The sequence below is a fragment of the Mycobacterium shinjukuense genome (assembly GCF_010730055.1).
Classification (GTDB): Bacteria; Actinomycetota; Actinomycetes; order Mycobacteriales; family Mycobacteriaceae; genus Mycobacterium; species Mycobacterium shinjukuense.
The window spans coordinates 1,437,546-1,452,200 of sequence record NZ_AP022575.1; the positions used below are offsets into that span (position 1 = coordinate 1,437,546).

Below are 14,655 nucleotides of genomic sequence, written 5' to 3' on the forward strand. Positions count from 1 at the left end.
ATAAAGACATAAAGATGCTAGGGCCTACTCAGGGCGCGCCGCAGCAGATGCATGGCCACCGTGGTCGAGCGCTCCCGGATGTCGGATCGGTTCCCTGGAAGCCGCAGGGTCCGCGTGACCGTCCGGCCGTCGCCCAGCATCACCGTGAAGCAGACCGTGCCCACCGGCTTGTCCGTCGTTCCCCCACCGGGCCCGGCGATGCCGGTGATTGCGATGGCGGTGTCGACGCCGAAGCGTTGCAGCGCGCCGGCAGCCATGGCCTGCGCCACCGGTTCGGAAACCGCCCCGTGCGCCGCGATCAGTGCCGGGTCGACGCCGAGCAGCTGCGTTTTAGCCTCGTTGGAGTAGGCCACCACACCGCCCGCGACGTAATTAGACGACCCGGGCCGCTCGGTTAGCCGTGCCGCCAGCAACCCCGCGGTGCAGGATTCCGCGGTCGCTATCCGGCGGCCCTCCAGCAATCGGGCGACCAGATCATCGACGTGTGAGCCGTCTTCGGAGTAGATCTGCTCGCCATGGCGGTCGCGCAGCAGCCGGGTCAGGCGCGCGTACGTGTCCGCGGCATCCGGCTCGTAGCGGGTCACCATTTCGATCTCGCCGCGGCGCAAGCAGGTGGTGATCTCGAGCGCGTCGAAACCGGGGATGGCGGCTTCGGCCGCGCGCAGTGTCTGGGCCAACCCCGACTCGGGCAGCCCGAACATCCGCACGATCTCCTGCCGGTAGATCGTTCGGCCGGCGATCGCCCGCTGCACCGCGGGTGTCTGAATGGCCTTCCGCCACATCGGTTGCAGCTCGCGCGGCGGTCCGGGCAGCACCATCACGGCCGGTTTTCCGGGTACCACGACACCCGGTGCGGTGCCGACCGGGTCGATCACCTGCGATCCGGCCGGGATCATGGCCTGCTTGCGGTTGGCAGCGCGGATCGACTCGAAATTGCCCGGAACCACGCCAGTTTTGAGGCCGGGATTGCGCGCCATCAGGGAATGCAGGATGTCGGCGATCTTCTGCTCGGTCGCGTCGTCCAGCACCAGGTCGCGGCCGCAGAAACGCGCGACCACCTCGACGGTGATGTCGTCGGCGGTCGGCCCGAGGCCGCCGCTGGTGATGATCAGGTCCACGCCCTGCTCCGCCATGAAGCGCAGCTGCGCCTCGATGTCGGCGGGGCGATCACCGCAGATGGTGATGTGCGCCAGCTCGACACCGAGCTCCAGGAGTCGATCGGCGATCCAGGGACCGTTACGGTCTTGGACCCGCCCGGTCAAGACTTCGGTTCCGGTGATCACGATGCCCGCGCGTGCGCTCACTGCCATGAGCCTACGCATGAACTAGCCTGGTGCCGTGGCGCACGCTCCGCGCACTCGCTACGCCAAGTGCGGCGATATCGACATCGCCTACCAGGTGCTGGGTGACGGTCCCACGGATCTGCTGGTGTTGCCGGGACCGTTCGTGCCGATCGACTCGATCGACGATGAGCCGTCGCTGTACCGCTTCCACCGGCGGCTGGCATCGTTCAGCAGGGTGATTCGGTTCGACCATCGCGGGATCGGTTTGTCGTCCCGGGTGGCCGCGATGACCATGCTGGGCCCCAAGTTCTGGGCCGAGGACGCGATCGCGGTGATGGATGCGGTCGGTTGTGAGCAGGCGACGATCTTTGCGCCGAGCTTCCACGCCATGAACGGCCTTGTCATTGCGGCCGATTACCCCGAGCGGGTCCGCGGCCTGGTGGTCATCAACGGCTCGGCGCGCACGCTGTGGGCCCCCGACTACCCGGTGGGCGCCAAGGCCCATCAAGCTCACCCGTTCCTGACGGTGGCGCTGGAGCCCGATGCCGTCGAGCAGGGGTTCGACGTGCTCGCCTTCGTGGCTCCCAGCGTCTCCCGGGACAACGCGTTCCGGGCCTGGTGGGATCTCGCAGGCAACCGAGCCGGACCGCCGAGCTTGGCCCGTGCCGTCTCAAAGGTGGTGGCCGAGGCCGATGTTCGAGATAGCTTGGGACGCATTAGAGCGCCGACGTTGATTGTGCACCGGGTGGACTCCACCTACATCCCCGTCGGACACGGTCGCTATCTCGCCGAGCACATCGCGGGATCGCGTTTGGTCGAGCTACCGGGCGCCGATGTGCTCTACTGGGTCGGCGACACCGGGCCGATGCTCGACGAAATCGAGGAGTTCATCACCGGGGTGCGCGGTGGCTCCGTCACCGAGCGTGTCCTGACCACGATCGTGTTCACCGACATCGTCGGCTCGACCGCACGCGCGGCCGAGCTCGGTGACAACCGGTGGCGCGACCTGCTGGACAACCACGACAACATCGTGCGCCACGAAATCCAGCGCTTCGGCGGACGTGAGGTCAACACCGCCGGTGACGGATTCGTCGCCACGTTCACCAGCCCGAGTGCCGCGATCGCGTGCGCCGGCGAGATCGTCGACGCGGTCAGCGTGCTGGGCATCGAGGTGCGGGTCGGCATCCATGCGGGCGAGGTCGAAGTACGCGGCGCCGTGGGGGACGATGTCGCCGGCATGACGGTGCACATCGGCGCCCGCGTCGCGGCGCTGGCGGCACCCAGCGAGGTGCTGGTGTCCTCGACCGTGCGCGACATCGTCGCCGGATCACGCTACCGGTTCGCCGACCGCGGCGAGCGCGAACTCAAAGGGGTGCCCGGCCACTGGCGGCTGTACGCGCTCGAGCGCGCGGACGTGACCGCCGGCTCGGGCCGCTAACGGGCCCTGACAGGTTAGTTGTCGGGCTGGCCGTCGGTGCCGGGCGTGCCGGGTTGACCGGGTTGACCGGGTTGACCGGGTTGGCCGGGCTGTCCTGGCTGACCACCGGGACCGGGTGCGCCGCCGGGGCCACCCTCGCCACCCTCGCCGGGCTGACCGCCGGGGCCAGCCGCCCCACCCATGCCGCCATCACCGCCACGGCCGCCGTCCCCACCGCGACCACCCGGGCCACCGTCACCGCCGCGGCCGCCCCGACCGCCTGCCCCGCCCTTGCCACCGGCGCCGCCGTGGCCTCCGGCGCCGCCCCGGCCGCCGGGCCCGCCCGCACCGCCGGTCATGCGGCTCGCACCAGCACTGGAGCACGATGTTGAGCCATCCGCCTGCCTCCCCGAGCCGCTGAACTTTCGTTGATCACGTCACGCTACCTGAAGCCGCCGACGGTGGTTCGACGGTGCGCGTCGGCATTGTGTGCCACAGCGTGACACGCTGTATCGTGACGGTGTGACCGATCATTACACCTTGCGACTGGCTCCGGGGATGCGACAGCGACTTAGCGAGCGGGCGCGTCGCGCTCACATGCCTGAACGCACCCTGGCGCAGCGCTATGTTGAGGAAGGTCTGCGCCACGATGCGCATCCGCTGATTCAGTTTCTCGACGGGCCGAGCGGGCGGCGGGCGAGCCTGATCGGACGCGGGCTAGACGTCTGGGAGGTCGTCGCCACGGTCCGCGACAACGAGGGGTCGATCACCGAGGCCGCCGAGTACCTGCGGATCCCAGCCGGGCTGGTGGAGGCGGCAGTCGCCTATTACGGCGAGTATCGCGCCGAGATCGACACCGAGATCAAGCTCAATGAGGCCGAGTATGAGCGTGGGCTCGCCGCGATCGCGGCCGGCGAGCGGGCGCTGCGCGGGTGAAGGCACTACTGGACGAGCAGCTCTCCCCACACATCGCAGCGTTGCTGCGCCAAGCCGGTTATGGCGTACTCGCCGTCGCCGATCGCGACGACCTGATCGGATGCAGCGACCGGACCGTACTCGAGGTTGCCAGCGACGAAGGTCGTGCATTGGTCACAAACAACATCAAGGATTTTCGCCCGCTGGTGGCCGAGCGGCTCGCGCAGGGCCGAACACACCCCGGCTTGATACTGCTGCCGTCGGCGCGCGCACGTACCCGTTCTGCTGTGCCCGCCCTGGCCGCCGCGATCGAAGCCATACTGCGCACCCACCCGGACGGAATCGCTGGGAGTGAACGCTGGGTCGGCCCACTGCCAGGCACATAGCGCCACTGACGTCCCCGACTGCGCGAGAATGGGGGCCATGATCGAGTTAGAGGTGCTGCAGGCTGACGTGACCAAGCTTGAGGTCGACGCGATCACCAACGCGGCCAATACCCAGCTTCGGCATGCCGGCGGCGTGGCGGCGGCGATTTCTCGCGCGGGCGGCCCGGACGTGCAGCGCGAATCGTACGAGAAGGCGCCGATCGGACTCGGTGAGGCGGTCGAGACCACGGCCGGTGACCTGCCGGCGCGGTATGTGATCCACGCGGCAACCATGGAGCTGGGCGGTCCGACCTCGGGCGAGATCATCACCCGGGCCACCGCCTCGACCTTGCGCAAGGCCGACGAACTCGGTTGCCGCTCGCTGGCGCTGGTGGCGTTCGGCACCGGCGTCGGCGGGTTCCCGCTCGAGGATGCCGCCCGGCTGATGGTCGAGGCGGTTCGCCGGCACCAACCAGGCTCGCTGCAGCGCGTGGTGTTCGCGGTTCACGGCGATGCGGCCGAGCGGGCGTTTACCGCCGCACTGCAGCGCTAGCGCCCGGAGAGATGACGTTCCACGGAGGCGACTTTCTGCGTCATCGCGTCGCAGGCGCCGGCGCGCCAGTCGACCTTGATCACCGTGCTGACTCGGGGTGCCCGAGCGGCCACGGCTTCCACCGCGCGTCGCACCACCGTCATGACCTCGTCCCAGGTGTCACCTTCGATCACGGTGAACATCGAATCGGTCTTGTTGGGCAGACCGGAATCACGAACCACCCGAACCGCGTCGGCAACGATCTCGCCGACGCTTTCCCCCACACCCAACGGGGTGACCGAAAACGCGACCAGCACAGACATTGATCTACTGTCGCATGGCAGCATCGATCCCCATGCGGGTTCTGGTGCAACGGGTCTCATCCGCGGCGGTGTCGGTGGACGGACGGCAGGTCGGTGCCATCCGGCCGGATGGCCAGGGCCTGCTCGCCTTCGTCGGGGTCACCCACGGCGACGGAGTGGAAAAGGCGCACCGGCTGGCCGAAAAGCTCTGGAATTTACGCATTCTCGCCGACGAGAAATGCGCCGCCGACGTCAACGCCCCAGTCTTGGTGATCAGCCAGTTCACCCTCTATGCCGACACCGCCAAGGGCCGCCGTCCGTCGTGGAACGCGGCCGCGCCGGGCGCGGTCGCCGAGCCGCTGGTCGAGGCGTTCGCGCAGGCGTTGCGCGGGTTGGGGGCACACGTGGAATCCGGTGTCTTCGGTGCGCACATGCGGGTCGAACTGGTCAACGACGGCCCGGTGACCGTCATGCTGGAGCTTTGACGAGAGAGGACGGCCGATGACCGGACCTGAATTTGGATCGCTTCGTTCCGACGACGACCAATGGGACATTGTCAGCGGCGTGGGCTACACCGCGCTGTTGGTGGCGGGCTGGCGCGCGCTGCACGCGGTCGGCCCACAACCGCTGGTCGTCGATGACTACGCTCAGGACTTCGTCGCCGCATCAGCGGACCCGTATCTCACCGGTCTGCTGGCCAACCCGCCAACCTCGGTGGACCAGACCGCGTTTCCGCGTCTCTACGGGGTGCAAACCCGGTTCTTCGACGACTTCTTCTCCGCCGCCGGCGACGCGGGCATACACCAGGCGGTGATCGTGGCCGCCGGCCTGGACAGCCGGGCATATCGCCTCGAATGGTCTTCCGGGACAACAGTTTTCGAAGTGGACCTGCCGAAGGTCCTGGAATTCAAGGCGCGCGTGCTGCACCAGCGCGGCGCTGTGCCCAAAGCCCGCCGCATCGAGGTCGCAGCCGATCTGCGCACGGACTGGTCCACCCCGTTGAAAGCAGCCGGCTTTGATCCCCAACGACCCGGCGCCTGGTCGGTCGAGGGACTGCTGCCCTATTTGACCGGCGACGCGCAGCACGCCCTGTTCACCCGGATCGGTGAGCTGTGCGCGCCCGGCAGCCGGCTTGCCACGGGCGCCCTGGGGTCACGTCTTGACCACGAGCAGCTGGCGGCACTGGAAGCCGACCACCCGGGGGTCAACATGTCAGGTGACGTGGATTTCACCGCCCTCACCTATGACGACAAGACCGATCCCGCAGGGTGGTTGGCCACGCAGGGATGGATTGTCGAACCCGTCCGGAACACCCTCGAGTTGCAGGCCGGTTACCGGAGAACCCCGGCCGTCGTGGACGTCAAGATCGACAGCTTCATGCGGTCGCAGTACGTAGTGGCCACCAAGGCGTGAATCAATCGCCGGCGATTGTGAATCTGGCGACGCGACACGCCGAGGTGGCGTCGTCAGATTCACAATCGGCCAGCGGCTGCTACGGCGTCAGCAGGATCTTCACGTCGTCGCCCGACCTCGACCCGGCGATCGCGTAGCCTGTGGCCGCGTCGTCCAGCGGCAGCGCGGTGGTGAAGATGCCGTCGACATCAAGCCGGCCGGATAACAGTAACGGGATCAGCTCGGGCCAGGTGCGCTGCACCGGTGCCGTGGTCAGGCGCAGCGTGATGCTGCGCAACAGGCAGTTGAGGGCGGGCAAGGGAAACGGCTTCAGATCGTGCACGCCGACCACCGATACCGTACCGCCGGGCCGCACCGCGGTGAGCGCGTCGGTCAGCGACGCGTCGGTTGCCACGGCGTCGATCACCGAGTCGGCGCCGCGGCCGCCGGTCGCGGCGAGGATGGCTTCGGTTGCCGGCGGGGTGAGTGCCGTGGCGCCCCACGCGGCGGCACGTTGGCGGCGCCCGTCGACTCGGTCGACGGCGAAAACCTTTGCGGCGCCCTGCATCACCGCGCTGCGCAGCGCGCACAGGCCGACCGCTCCCAGGCCGATCACCGCCACCGTGCCGCCGAATGGAATGTCGGCTCGCCGGGCCGCGGCCCAGCCGGTGGCGAGGTTATCGGTGAGCAGCAGCGCCTGCTCGGTGGTGATTCCGTCGGGGATCGTGAGCACCTGGAAGTCGGCGGCCGGCACGGCGAGCAGATCGGCCTGCGCGCCGCCGAGCGCGCCGGAGCCGAAAATCCGCGGGCCGGAGAAGCACATGACCGGATCCCGGGTCGCGCACCCCGGGCAGCTGCCGCAGCCGGCTACCGAGGACACCATGACCAGGTCGCCGACCCCGACGGTGCGCACCTGTGGTCCGGCTTCGACGACGGTGCCGACCGCTTCGTGGCCCAGCGCCACCGACTCGGCGAACGGATACTCACCGTCGTAGAAATGCAGGTCGGATCCGCAGATCCCGGCGGCGGTCACCGCGACGATCACGTCATCGGGCCCGGAAAGTTGCGGGTCGGGACGGGTGTCGACCCGGATGCTGCCGGGCCCGTCGAGGACTACGGCGCGCATGTTGGCGTGCTCACTTTCGTTGTCGCACAACGAATTGGGACCAGTCGGGTTGGCGCACCGCGGCCCAGTATTGGCTGAGCCGCCAGGGGCTGACGGTGTGGATCTCGCCGTCGGCGTTTTTGAAATAGGAGTGTTTGACCCCGGGATGTGACCACACCATCTTCTTGATTTCGGCCTGCGTGCGTTGATGCCATGCGGTGGCCGCCTCGGCCGTCGGCTCCAACGAATGGACGTCCGGTTGTGCGAGGCGCTGCAGACACAGGTTGATGTAGCGCATCTGCAGTTCGGAATGGAAGATCAGGCTGCCGCCGTGTGCCAGGTGGGTGCCCGGCCCGTAAATGAGGAACAGGTTCGGGAAGCCCGGAACCGTGATGCCGAGATGGGCGTGGGGTCGGCGTCCCCACATGCCGTGCAGGTCAATTCCGTTGCGGCCAGTGATTTTTAGTGGCCAGAGCACATCGGTGTGCCGAAACCCCGTGGCGTAGATGATGATGTCGACAGGGTGGGCCACGCCGTCGTCGGTGACGACGGCGTGCGGGGTGATCTTTCGGATCGGGGTGCGCACCAGCTCGACGTTGTCGCGCCGCAGCGTGTGCAACCAGCTTCCGTTGTCCTGCAAAGTCCGTTTTCCGGTGGCGGGATAGTCGGGCATGACCTTGGCCAACAGGTCGTGGTCGTCGCCGACCTGGCTTTCGATCCATTGGGTGAACATCATCCGGGCGGCGGCGTTGATGTCGCTGACGGCATAGTCCTGGTCGGTGTAATTCGGGTCGGCGCGGGCGGCGTCGAGTCCCTTGTCGGCGCCCGGCCACAGCAGCAGGAAGCGGTACCACCTGCCGTAGAACGGCAGGTGGCGCATCGCCCAGCGCACGCCGTCTCCGACTCGGTTGTGATACATGGCATTGGGGAACATCCACTGGGCGGTGCGCTGGAACACGGTGAGACGCTCGACGTCGCCGGCGATCGCGGGTGCGATCTGAAAGCCACTGGCGCCGGCCCCGATCAGGGCGACGCGTTTGCCGGTCAGGTCGACGGAGTGATCCCAGGCCGCGGAGTGAAACGATGGCCCCTCGAAGGTGTCGGCGCCGTCGAATTTGGGGATATGCGGTCGATTCAGCTGGCCGACCGCGGTGATGACGGCTCGCGCCCCCAGGGTGTTCAGCGTGCCGTCGGCCGAGCGCAGCGCAACGCGCCAGACGCCGTCGTCGTCGTCCCAGTCGGCCGAGAGGGCCTCGGTGCGCCACCGAACATGGTCAGCCAGAGCGTGTTTGGTCATCACCCGGGTGAAGTAGTCCCGCAGCTCGGACTGCTCGGCGAAGAAGTGTGTCCAGTCGGTGTTGGGTTCGAAGCTGTAGCAATAGAAATGGTTTGCCACGTTGACGCGGGCGCCGGGATAGCGGTTCTCCCACCATGTTCCGCCGGGTCCGGCGTTCTTCTCCACGATGGTGAACGGAATGTTGGCCTGCTTGAGGCGGATTCCGGCCAGGATGCCGGATTCGCCACACCCGATTACCAGGACCGGCATCTCCGCCGTGCTTGCCGTCGGCAGGGCCGCCGGGCGGCGGGGGTCCACTCCTTCCAGGTCCATTTCTTCTAACAGCAGGGGTAGATAGTCGTCGGGAACGTGTTCGCAGGCCGCCCAGTCCATCATGTCCCTGACCAGGTCGATGCCCAGTGGCTGCGGCTCGGGGCAGCCGCGGTCGCGGTAGTCGACGATCACCGGTAGCGCTTCGGCGCGGGCGCGGGCCTGGTCCGCTTCGGACATGAACCCCTGGACCTCGTTGAGGAACAGGCCCATGGGCTTGAAGTCGTGGATGAAACGGGGGTCGCCGGTGATGTGCACCAGCGACAGCAGCAGCGTCGGGACGCTGACGTCTTCCAGCGCGGCGGCGATCTCCGGCGTGGACGTGGTGAAGGGCAGGCCGGCGTACAGGCTGCGCATCGAGCCGATCCTCTCGGTGGACCCGGGACAATTACGCTACGGGTAGGTGCGTAATTGCGCGCCCGTTACGCTACCCTGTTGCGGACGGAGGTGGATGAGCGCCGTGGCCCCGTTACTGACGGCCGGCAGCGGGTTCCTGCTGGCCGTCTTGTGGATGGATTTGATGTTCGACCTGCAGGTCCTCGGCCACCGGGGTGCGGAGCTCCCCGAGCCGGTGCTGGCGTCCATCGCGGGTTACTACCATCGCGCGACGACCACCTCGCGCCCGATGGGCCGGCTGATCGCTCTGGTCATGGTGATTGTGTTGGCCGCGTTGGGATTTCAGGCAGCCAGGGGTCACGACCCGGGTTGGTTGCTGCTGGCCTCGGCCGGTCTGGCCGGTATCCCGGTGGGGTTGGCGTGGGTACACACGGTCCCCTGCGCGGTGCGACTGGGAAACCGCGTCGACGACGCGGCTCAGCAGAGCCGCCTGGCGCGGGCCATCTGCCGGGATCACCTCCTCGGCACCGGCTGCATGGCCGCGTTCGTCATCCTGTGGGTGACCTACGCCCTGGCGAGCTGACGGGCCGTAGTTACCACGAGGGGTACCTGGCTGGCCGGGCCACCGGCATCGGTACTAAACTAGAACACGTTTCAGTTTCACTGGTATCGGTCAGCGCCCAGGAGCAGGCATGCACACCGCCATCTGCGACGAACTCGGTATCGAGTTTCCCATCTTTGCGTTCACCCACTGCCGCGATGTCGTCGTCGCGGTGAGCAAGGCCGGCGGTTTCGGCGTGCTGGGCGCCGTTGGCTTCACCCCCGAGCAGCTGGAGGTCGAACTCCGCTGGATCGACGAGCACATCGGTGACCATCCCTATGGCGTCGACATCGTGATCCCGAACAAGTACGAGGGCATGGACGCGCAGCTCTCGGCCGAGGAGCTCGCCGAGAGGTTGCGGTCGATGGTGCCCAAGGAGCATCTGGAGTTCGCCCGCAAGATCCTGACCGACCACGGCGTTCCCATCGAGGACAGCGACCAGGACAGCCTGCAGCTGCTCGGCTGGACGGAGGCGACGGCCACCCCGCAGGTCGATGTGGCGCTGCAGCACCCGAAGATGACGATGGTCGCCAACGCGCTCGGCACCCCACCGGTGGAGATGATCAGGCACATTCACGAATCCGGTCGCACGGTGGCTGCGTTGTGCGGCTCCCCCTCGCAGGCCCGCAAGCACGCCGACGCCGGCGTCGACATCATCGTCGCCCAGGGCGGCGAGGCCGGCGGGCACTGCGGCGAGGTGGGCTCGATCGTGTTGTGGCCACAGGTCGTCAAGGAAGTGGCCCCGCTGCCGGTGCTGGCAGCGGGTGGTATCGCCAGTGGCCAGCAGATCGCCGCGGCGCTGGCGCTGGGGGCCCAAGGGGCGTGGACCGGCTCCCAGTGGCTGATGGTGGAGGAAGCCGGAAACACCCCGGTTCAGCAGGCGGCATACGCCAAGGCGACCAGCCGCGACACCGTCCGTAGCCGGTCGTTCACCGGCAAGCCGGCCCGGATGCTGCGCAACGACTGGACCGAGGCCTGGGAGCAACCCGACAGCCCCAAGCCGCTGGGCATGCCGTTGCAGTACATGGTCTCCGGCATGGCCGTCAAGGCCACGCACAAGTACCCCAACGAGACCGTCGACGTCGCGTTCAACCCGGTCGGGCAGGTTGTCGGACAGCTCACCAAGGTGGAGAAGACGGCGGCCGTCATACAGCGGTGGGTGCAGGAGTACCTGGAGGCGACCACCAGGCTGGACGAGCTGAATGCCGCCGCGTCGGTGTGACGGTAAACGAGAAGTGTTGTGCCCGTCGGCGTCCGAGGACGCTGGCTGTTATCTGACTATTCCTCTTCCTCGGCCTTGCCGGTGAACACTTCTTTGGTCCGGTCGACGGCGTGGGTGGCAATGTCGATGGAATCCCTGACGATGGCGCTGGCCCCGCCGGCGATGTCGCCGCGGATGATGTGGCCGGCGTTTTCGACAATGTCCGAGGCCTTTTCGACGGCGTTGGCCGCGATGTCTTTGACCGCGTCGACCGCATCTTTGGGATTGAAGCCCATCAAAAGTCTCCTATTCGTTGGCGGATACGGATCGGTAGTCGACCAGCGTGCGCCAGTAGGCTTCCGGTATTTCGGCGCCGGAGCGTAACACCCGTGCCAGCCCGGCGGCCATCGCGATGCCCAGCAGACCGAGCCACAGGCCCGCCAGCGCGATGACCCACCACAGCACCGCGGTGGCGGTGGGCCATGGCGACAACACCGCCAGCACCGGCGCGAAGAAAAAGCCGGCCCCGACATACCAGGCGGATCCGGTCCGGTCAGACGCCAGCACGAAGCGCAGCCACCGCGGGACCGGTGATGTGTTGGGCTGACCGTCGCGCATGGTGCGACCGACTACGGCTCGGGCGGGAAGAAACCCGCCCCGGTGAACCAGCCAGGCTGCCAACCTTGAGCGCCCAGGCAGAGCATCGGCAGGCCATCGGGGCTTTGTGCCGCCGCTTGCGGCCCCGGACATTTGGCGCCCACCTGCTGGACTCCGTACAGCGGGTAGGAGATGACCCAATAGCCGGTGTCGGCCGGCGGGAACTGGTTAGGGGGCGGGAAGTGGCAGGCCTCGGCCTGGCCGCTGGGGCCCCGCCCGAAGATGAACCGCTCCCAGCTGGAGCAGGGCGCGCCCAGCGAAGCGTCGTAGTTCATCCCCGGCACGTCGCCTTCGTAGTGCCCGTTGTCGGCGCCGGCAACCGGGGCCGCACCGATCGTGGCACCCGTGATCGCAGCGGCTACGAGCAGTTCGCGAAACATGCACCACCTCTCCAACACACCGGCGAGCTTCAGCACAGCATAACGATTGTGGCGGGACCCACAAGGTGGTGTCGCGCGGGCGCGAAAGGCTTGCGGCCGATCATCCGGCCGAGCCGTTGATCGGCCGGTACGCGCGCATGAGAACGCCGGTCCCCGTCGTTGCCGCCGAGACCAGCTCGAGCTCAAGATTGCTGAAACCCTGGCTCTCAAACCAGCAAACCAGCTGACTTCCAGCTACGTTTACATCCGCGCCGGTAGGCATCTGGGCGTTCTGACCGGCCGCTCCAGGTGTCGCACCTTGCTCATCTGCCCCACGTGTACCCGGTACTGGCCGATATGCAAAGTGCCCGCCTTCGAGCGACAGCCACGGTTGTCGCTGTTAGGCGGGCACATCGCATATCCCTGCCGTGCCGGAATGCGTGAGGCGGGAGAGAAAACAGGAAACGTCACCTTGCGCACCGGGTCGCCAGAAGCCGTGACCGCGGGGTCAAATGGCTACGCCGCCACGCCCGGCAATCAGCAGCGCCCGGCGCGTCGTGTCACGGTACCGCACCGTTTTAACGCTGTGATTACAGTCGGTCTGTGACCGACACCTGGACCCTGGAGCCATCCGACGGCGAGTTGACCGTTCGCACCGGCGTCACCGGCCGGGCCGCGCGCATGGGCCATCGACTGACCATCGCGATGACACGGTGGCAGGCCACGGTGCGCTGGGCGGCGGGTGAGCCCGATACCGCAGAGCTTGTGGTTGAGGTGAATTCGTTCGAGGTGCTGCGCGGTGAAGGCGGTGTCAAAGCCTTGTCGGGGCCGGAGAAGGCGCTGGTGCGGTCGACCGCGATGAGGTCGCTCGACGCCGGGCGCTTTCCCCAGATCCGTTTCACCGCCGAGGCGATAGTAAAGACCGGGGAAGGCTACCGTCTATCGGGAACATTGGACATCCGGGGAAAGTCGCGTGCGCACGTGATCGACTTACGCACAGACGATCTCGGTGGCCGCTGGCGCATGTCGGTGGAATCCGTCGTGCGCCAGTCCGATTACGGCGTCAAGCCCCACTCGCTGCTGATGGGCTCGCTGCGGGTGGCCGACGAGGTGACGGTGTCCTTCGCCGCGGTGCGGGCCAAGGACGGCTGATTCACCCGGGTGATGACCTATTCGGGTGGTTGCGTCGCCGAATCGCCGTACGTACCGGGAATGTGCTCCAGCACCCTGGTCAAGTGAAGTGGCCCACCGTTGGCATCCGGGCGGGGCGCGGCGGGGTCGGGCCGCTCCTCGGGCGTGGACCCGGCGGCCCGTTCACCGCCAGTCAGGCGGACCGGTTCCTGCTGCGGTGGGGGTTGCGGAGCGGCCGGGGCGACCGAACCGGCCGGTGCGGGCGATGGGATGGCCACGGCTTCGGCGACGGGAGGAACCGACTTGGACACCGTGTGTGCAGCAGTGCGATCTTCGTCGGGCACCAACCGCAGCCCCACCGCCAGCGATACCGACGCCACGAAGGTGACCGCGGCGGCGGCCAAGGTGGCCGCTGCCCCGACGTAGGACCGCCGGTGAGGCCGCGTGGGCACGGCGACGGGCTCCTCGGATTCGGCCACCAGACCCGCGTCGGTGAACTCGGTGCTGCGAGCCGCCGCGAGGGCCGCGCCCCGCGCCACCGTCACCTGCGCCATGCTTTGCGCGAAAACCGGTACCGGGAGGACCTTTTCCAGCTGCCGCGAGAATTCGCTGACGGCATTGTCGGAGCCGACGACAACCACGCCGGCCGGTCGCCATCCGCTGCGGTCAAACATTCCGGTCAGCCAGGATGTCAGCCCGTCGAAGCCGCCACGCACCTGCTTGACGGCCGACTGTGTCCGATGGTCGCGGATGTCCACCATCACGACGGTCGCCCACTCGTGTTCGAGAATGCACACCGCGGTTTGCTCGTAGCCGATGATGGGTGCGACGGCCCGGGCCAGTGTCTCGACGGCATCGAGCAACCGAACCGGCACCACGTTGTCAAAACCCGCGTCGGTCAACGCCTCCAGTAACAGGGCGGCCTGTGCCGACGCGTCGTCGTTCCAGGTCACGCCGATGACGCGCAGACGGCGATTATCCGCGGTGGCCAGTTGGCTAGCGCGCGACACTTCGGCTGCCACCCGTGCCGCGGCGTTGAGGGCGGGCACGCCGGCGCCGGCGTGCAGTTTCATCTGGTGATGGCTCACGATGCTGCCGTCTGCGCCGTGCCCCTCGGCAAGGACCCACCCGACGGCGGTCGGCGTCACCGATAGCCCCAGTACCGTATCCAAATTGCGCACCTCAATCGTTCCCCGACCTCCGACACCTCGGCCAGCGCCATCGCACACCCGGGAAGACTCGGGTGCGATGGTGCATGGGCGCCGGAACGGACCGCGATAGCGTGGTCTTGCGTCGGCTTGCTTCGAGCGAGCCTACGCGGTCGACGCAAGTCCGGCTTCCCGGGTGTGGAAACCACCAGGAAACCGACAGGTAGCGCGGCAAATCGCCCCGGCGTGCACGGCGGGGCGCGACCCGCGCCGCTACTACCGCGGGTGGGTGCCCGGCGCCCGGG

General features: G+C 67.7%; 18 protein-coding genes. 10 read left to right on the forward strand and 8 right to left on the reverse strand.

Annotated elements, in window-relative coordinates:
- Positions 1 to 17: 17 nt before the first annotated feature.
- Positions 18 to 1,304, reverse strand: a complete 1,287-nt coding sequence (locus G6N20_RS06420; RefSeq protein WP_456320131.1) for a competence/damage-inducible protein A — start codon at positions 1,302 to 1,304, stop codon at positions 18 to 20.
- Positions 1,305 to 1,338: 34 nt separating this feature from the next.
- On the opposite strand from G6N20_RS06420, the gene G6N20_RS06425 reads away from it, so the two are divergent.
- The 5 genes from G6N20_RS06425 (at position 1,339) to G6N20_RS06445 (ending at position 4,533) form a co-directional block, all read left to right on the forward strand.
- On the forward strand, positions 1,339 to 2,721 hold the full coding sequence (locus G6N20_RS06425; protein WP_083049046.1) for an adenylate/guanylate cyclase domain-containing protein: 1,383 nt from the start codon (positions 1,339 to 1,341) through the stop codon (positions 2,719 to 2,721).
- Positions 2,722 to 2,774: 53 nt separating this feature from the next.
- Entirely contained in the window at positions 2,775 to 3,092 is a 318-nt protein-coding gene (locus tag G6N20_RS06430; RefSeq protein ID WP_158084762.1) for a hypothetical protein, read from the forward strand.
- A gap of 130 nt (positions 3,093 to 3,222) precedes the next feature.
- Positions 3,223 to 3,636 carry a hypothetical protein gene (locus G6N20_RS06435; RefSeq protein WP_142272061.1) on the forward strand — a complete coding sequence of 138 codons (414 nt, stop codon included), beginning with the start codon at positions 3,223 to 3,225 and terminating at the stop codon, positions 3,634 to 3,636.
- Positions 3,633 to 4,001, forward strand: a complete 369-nt coding sequence (locus G6N20_RS06440; protein ID WP_083049039.1) for a DUF5615 family PIN-like protein — start codon at positions 3,633 to 3,635, stop codon at positions 3,999 to 4,001. The genes G6N20_RS06435 and G6N20_RS06440 overlap by 4 nt, the downstream gene beginning before the upstream one ends.
- Before the next feature lie 37 nt (positions 4,002 to 4,038).
- Positions 4,039 to 4,533 (forward strand): macro domain-containing protein, encoded by a 495-nt coding sequence (locus tag G6N20_RS06445; RefSeq protein ID WP_083049129.1) that lies wholly within the window; start codon positions 4,039 to 4,041, stop codon positions 4,531 to 4,533.
- Here the strand turns inward: G6N20_RS06445 and G6N20_RS06450 are convergent.
- A complete protein-coding gene (locus G6N20_RS06450; protein WP_083049038.1) occupies positions 4,530 to 4,835 on the reverse strand; it encodes an MTH1187 family thiamine-binding protein in 306 nt (101 codons plus the stop codon). The genes G6N20_RS06445 and G6N20_RS06450 overlap by 4 nt on opposite strands.
- A gap of 32 nt (positions 4,836 to 4,867) precedes the next feature.
- Between G6N20_RS06450 and dtd the strand changes: the two genes are divergently transcribed.
- Both dtd and G6N20_RS06460 read left to right on the forward strand, forming a co-directional pair.
- Positions 4,868 to 5,299, forward strand: coding sequence for a D-aminoacyl-tRNA deacylase (gene dtd / locus G6N20_RS06455; RefSeq protein WP_083049036.1), 432 nt, complete (start codon positions 4,868 to 4,870; stop codon positions 5,297 to 5,299).
- 16 nt (positions 5,300 to 5,315) lie between these two features.
- The gene (locus G6N20_RS06460) at positions 5,316 to 6,227 is read left to right on the forward strand and encodes a class I SAM-dependent methyltransferase (protein ID WP_083049034.1); all 912 of its coding nucleotides are present in this window, start codon (positions 5,316 to 5,318) and stop codon (positions 6,225 to 6,227) included.
- A 79-nt stretch (positions 6,228 to 6,306) separates the two neighbouring features.
- Here G6N20_RS06460 and G6N20_RS06465 read toward each other — a convergent pair whose 3' ends face one another.
- Both G6N20_RS06465 and G6N20_RS06470 read right to left on the reverse strand, forming a co-directional pair.
- Positions 6,307 to 7,332, reverse strand: a complete 1,026-nt coding sequence (locus G6N20_RS06465; RefSeq protein ID WP_083049032.1) for a zinc-binding dehydrogenase — start codon at positions 7,330 to 7,332, stop codon at positions 6,307 to 6,309.
- A gap of 10 nt (positions 7,333 to 7,342) precedes the next feature.
- Positions 7,343 to 9,274, reverse strand: coding sequence for a flavin-containing monooxygenase (locus G6N20_RS06470; RefSeq protein WP_083049029.1), 1,932 nt, complete (start codon positions 9,272 to 9,274; stop codon positions 7,343 to 7,345).
- A gap of 103 nt (positions 9,275 to 9,377) precedes the next feature.
- Between G6N20_RS06470 and G6N20_RS06475 the strand changes: the two genes are divergently transcribed.
- Positions 9,378 to 9,836 carry a hypothetical protein gene (locus tag G6N20_RS06475; protein ID WP_083049127.1) on the forward strand — a complete coding sequence of 153 codons (459 nt, stop codon included), beginning with the start codon at positions 9,378 to 9,380 and terminating at the stop codon, positions 9,834 to 9,836.
- Between the two features lie 109 nt (positions 9,837 to 9,945).
- Positions 9,946 to 11,076 (forward strand): nitronate monooxygenase, encoded by a 1,131-nt coding sequence (locus G6N20_RS06480; protein WP_083049026.1) that lies wholly within the window; start codon positions 9,946 to 9,948, stop codon positions 11,074 to 11,076.
- Positions 11,077 to 11,132: 56 nt separating this feature from the next.
- Here G6N20_RS06480 and G6N20_RS06485 read toward each other — a convergent pair whose 3' ends face one another.
- The 3 genes from G6N20_RS06485 to G6N20_RS06495 are packed head-to-tail and all read right to left on the reverse strand — an operon-like array spanning position 11,133 to position 12,092.
- Positions 11,133 to 11,351, reverse strand: a complete 219-nt coding sequence (locus tag G6N20_RS06485; protein WP_083049023.1) for an Rv1893 family protein — start codon at positions 11,349 to 11,351, stop codon at positions 11,133 to 11,135.
- 10 nt (positions 11,352 to 11,361) lie between these two features.
- Positions 11,362 to 11,673 carry a hypothetical protein gene (locus G6N20_RS06490; protein WP_083049021.1) on the reverse strand — a complete coding sequence of 104 codons (312 nt, stop codon included), beginning with the start codon at positions 11,671 to 11,673 and terminating at the stop codon, positions 11,362 to 11,364.
- An 11-nt stretch (positions 11,674 to 11,684) separates the two neighbouring features.
- Positions 11,685 to 12,092 (reverse strand): hypothetical protein, encoded by a 408-nt coding sequence (locus G6N20_RS06495; protein WP_083049125.1) that lies wholly within the window; start codon positions 12,090 to 12,092, stop codon positions 11,685 to 11,687.
- Between the two features lie 582 nt (positions 12,093 to 12,674).
- Here G6N20_RS06495 and G6N20_RS06500 point away from each other — a divergent pair.
- Entirely contained in the window at positions 12,675 to 13,223 is a 549-nt protein-coding gene (locus G6N20_RS06500) for a YceI family protein (RefSeq protein ID WP_083049018.1), read from the forward strand.
- 17 nt (positions 13,224 to 13,240) lie between these two features.
- Here the strand turns inward: G6N20_RS06500 and G6N20_RS06505 are convergent, their stop codons facing one another.
- Positions 13,241 to 14,374 carry a DUF7159 family protein gene (locus tag G6N20_RS06505; protein ID WP_083049122.1) on the reverse strand — a complete coding sequence of 378 codons (1,134 nt, stop codon included), beginning with the start codon at positions 14,372 to 14,374 and terminating at the stop codon, positions 13,241 to 13,243.
- Positions 14,375 to 14,655: the final 281 nt, after the last annotated feature.

Bases quoted from the DNA above. Each gene is read 5' to 3' on its own strand.
- G6N20_RS06485 (WP_083049023.1), bottom strand. From the start codon at position 11,351: ATGGGCTTCAATCCCAAAGATGCGGTCGACGCGGTCAAAGACATCGCG.
- G6N20_RS06450 (WP_083049038.1), bottom strand. From the start codon at position 4,835: ATGTCTGTGCTGGTCGCGTTTTCGGTCACCCCGTTGGGTGTGGGGGAA.
- G6N20_RS06470 (WP_083049029.1), bottom strand. From the start codon at position 9,274: ATGCGCAGCCTGTACGCCGGCCTGCCCTTCACCACGTCCACGCCGGAG.
- G6N20_RS06490 (WP_083049021.1), bottom strand. From the start codon at position 11,673: ATGCGCGACGGTCAGCCCAACACATCACCGGTCCCGCGGTGGCTGCGC.
- G6N20_RS06445 (WP_083049129.1), top strand. From the start codon at position 4,039: ATGATCGAGTTAGAGGTGCTGCAGGCTGACGTGACCAAGCTTGAGGTC.
- G6N20_RS06480 (WP_083049026.1), top strand. From the start codon at position 9,946: ATGCACACCGCCATCTGCGACGAACTCGGTATCGAGTTTCCCATCTTT.
- G6N20_RS06465 (WP_083049032.1), bottom strand. From the start codon at position 7,332: ATGCGCGCCGTAGTCCTCGACGGGCCCGGCAGCATCCGGGTCGACACC.
- G6N20_RS06495 (WP_083049125.1), bottom strand. From the start codon at position 12,092: ATGTTTCGCGAACTGCTCGTAGCCGCTGCGATCACGGGTGCCACGATC.
- dtd (WP_083049036.1), top strand. From the start codon at position 4,868: ATGCGGGTTCTGGTGCAACGGGTCTCATCCGCGGCGGTGTCGGTGGAC.
- G6N20_RS06460 (WP_083049034.1), top strand. From the start codon at position 5,316: ATGACCGGACCTGAATTTGGATCGCTTCGTTCCGACGACGACCAATGG.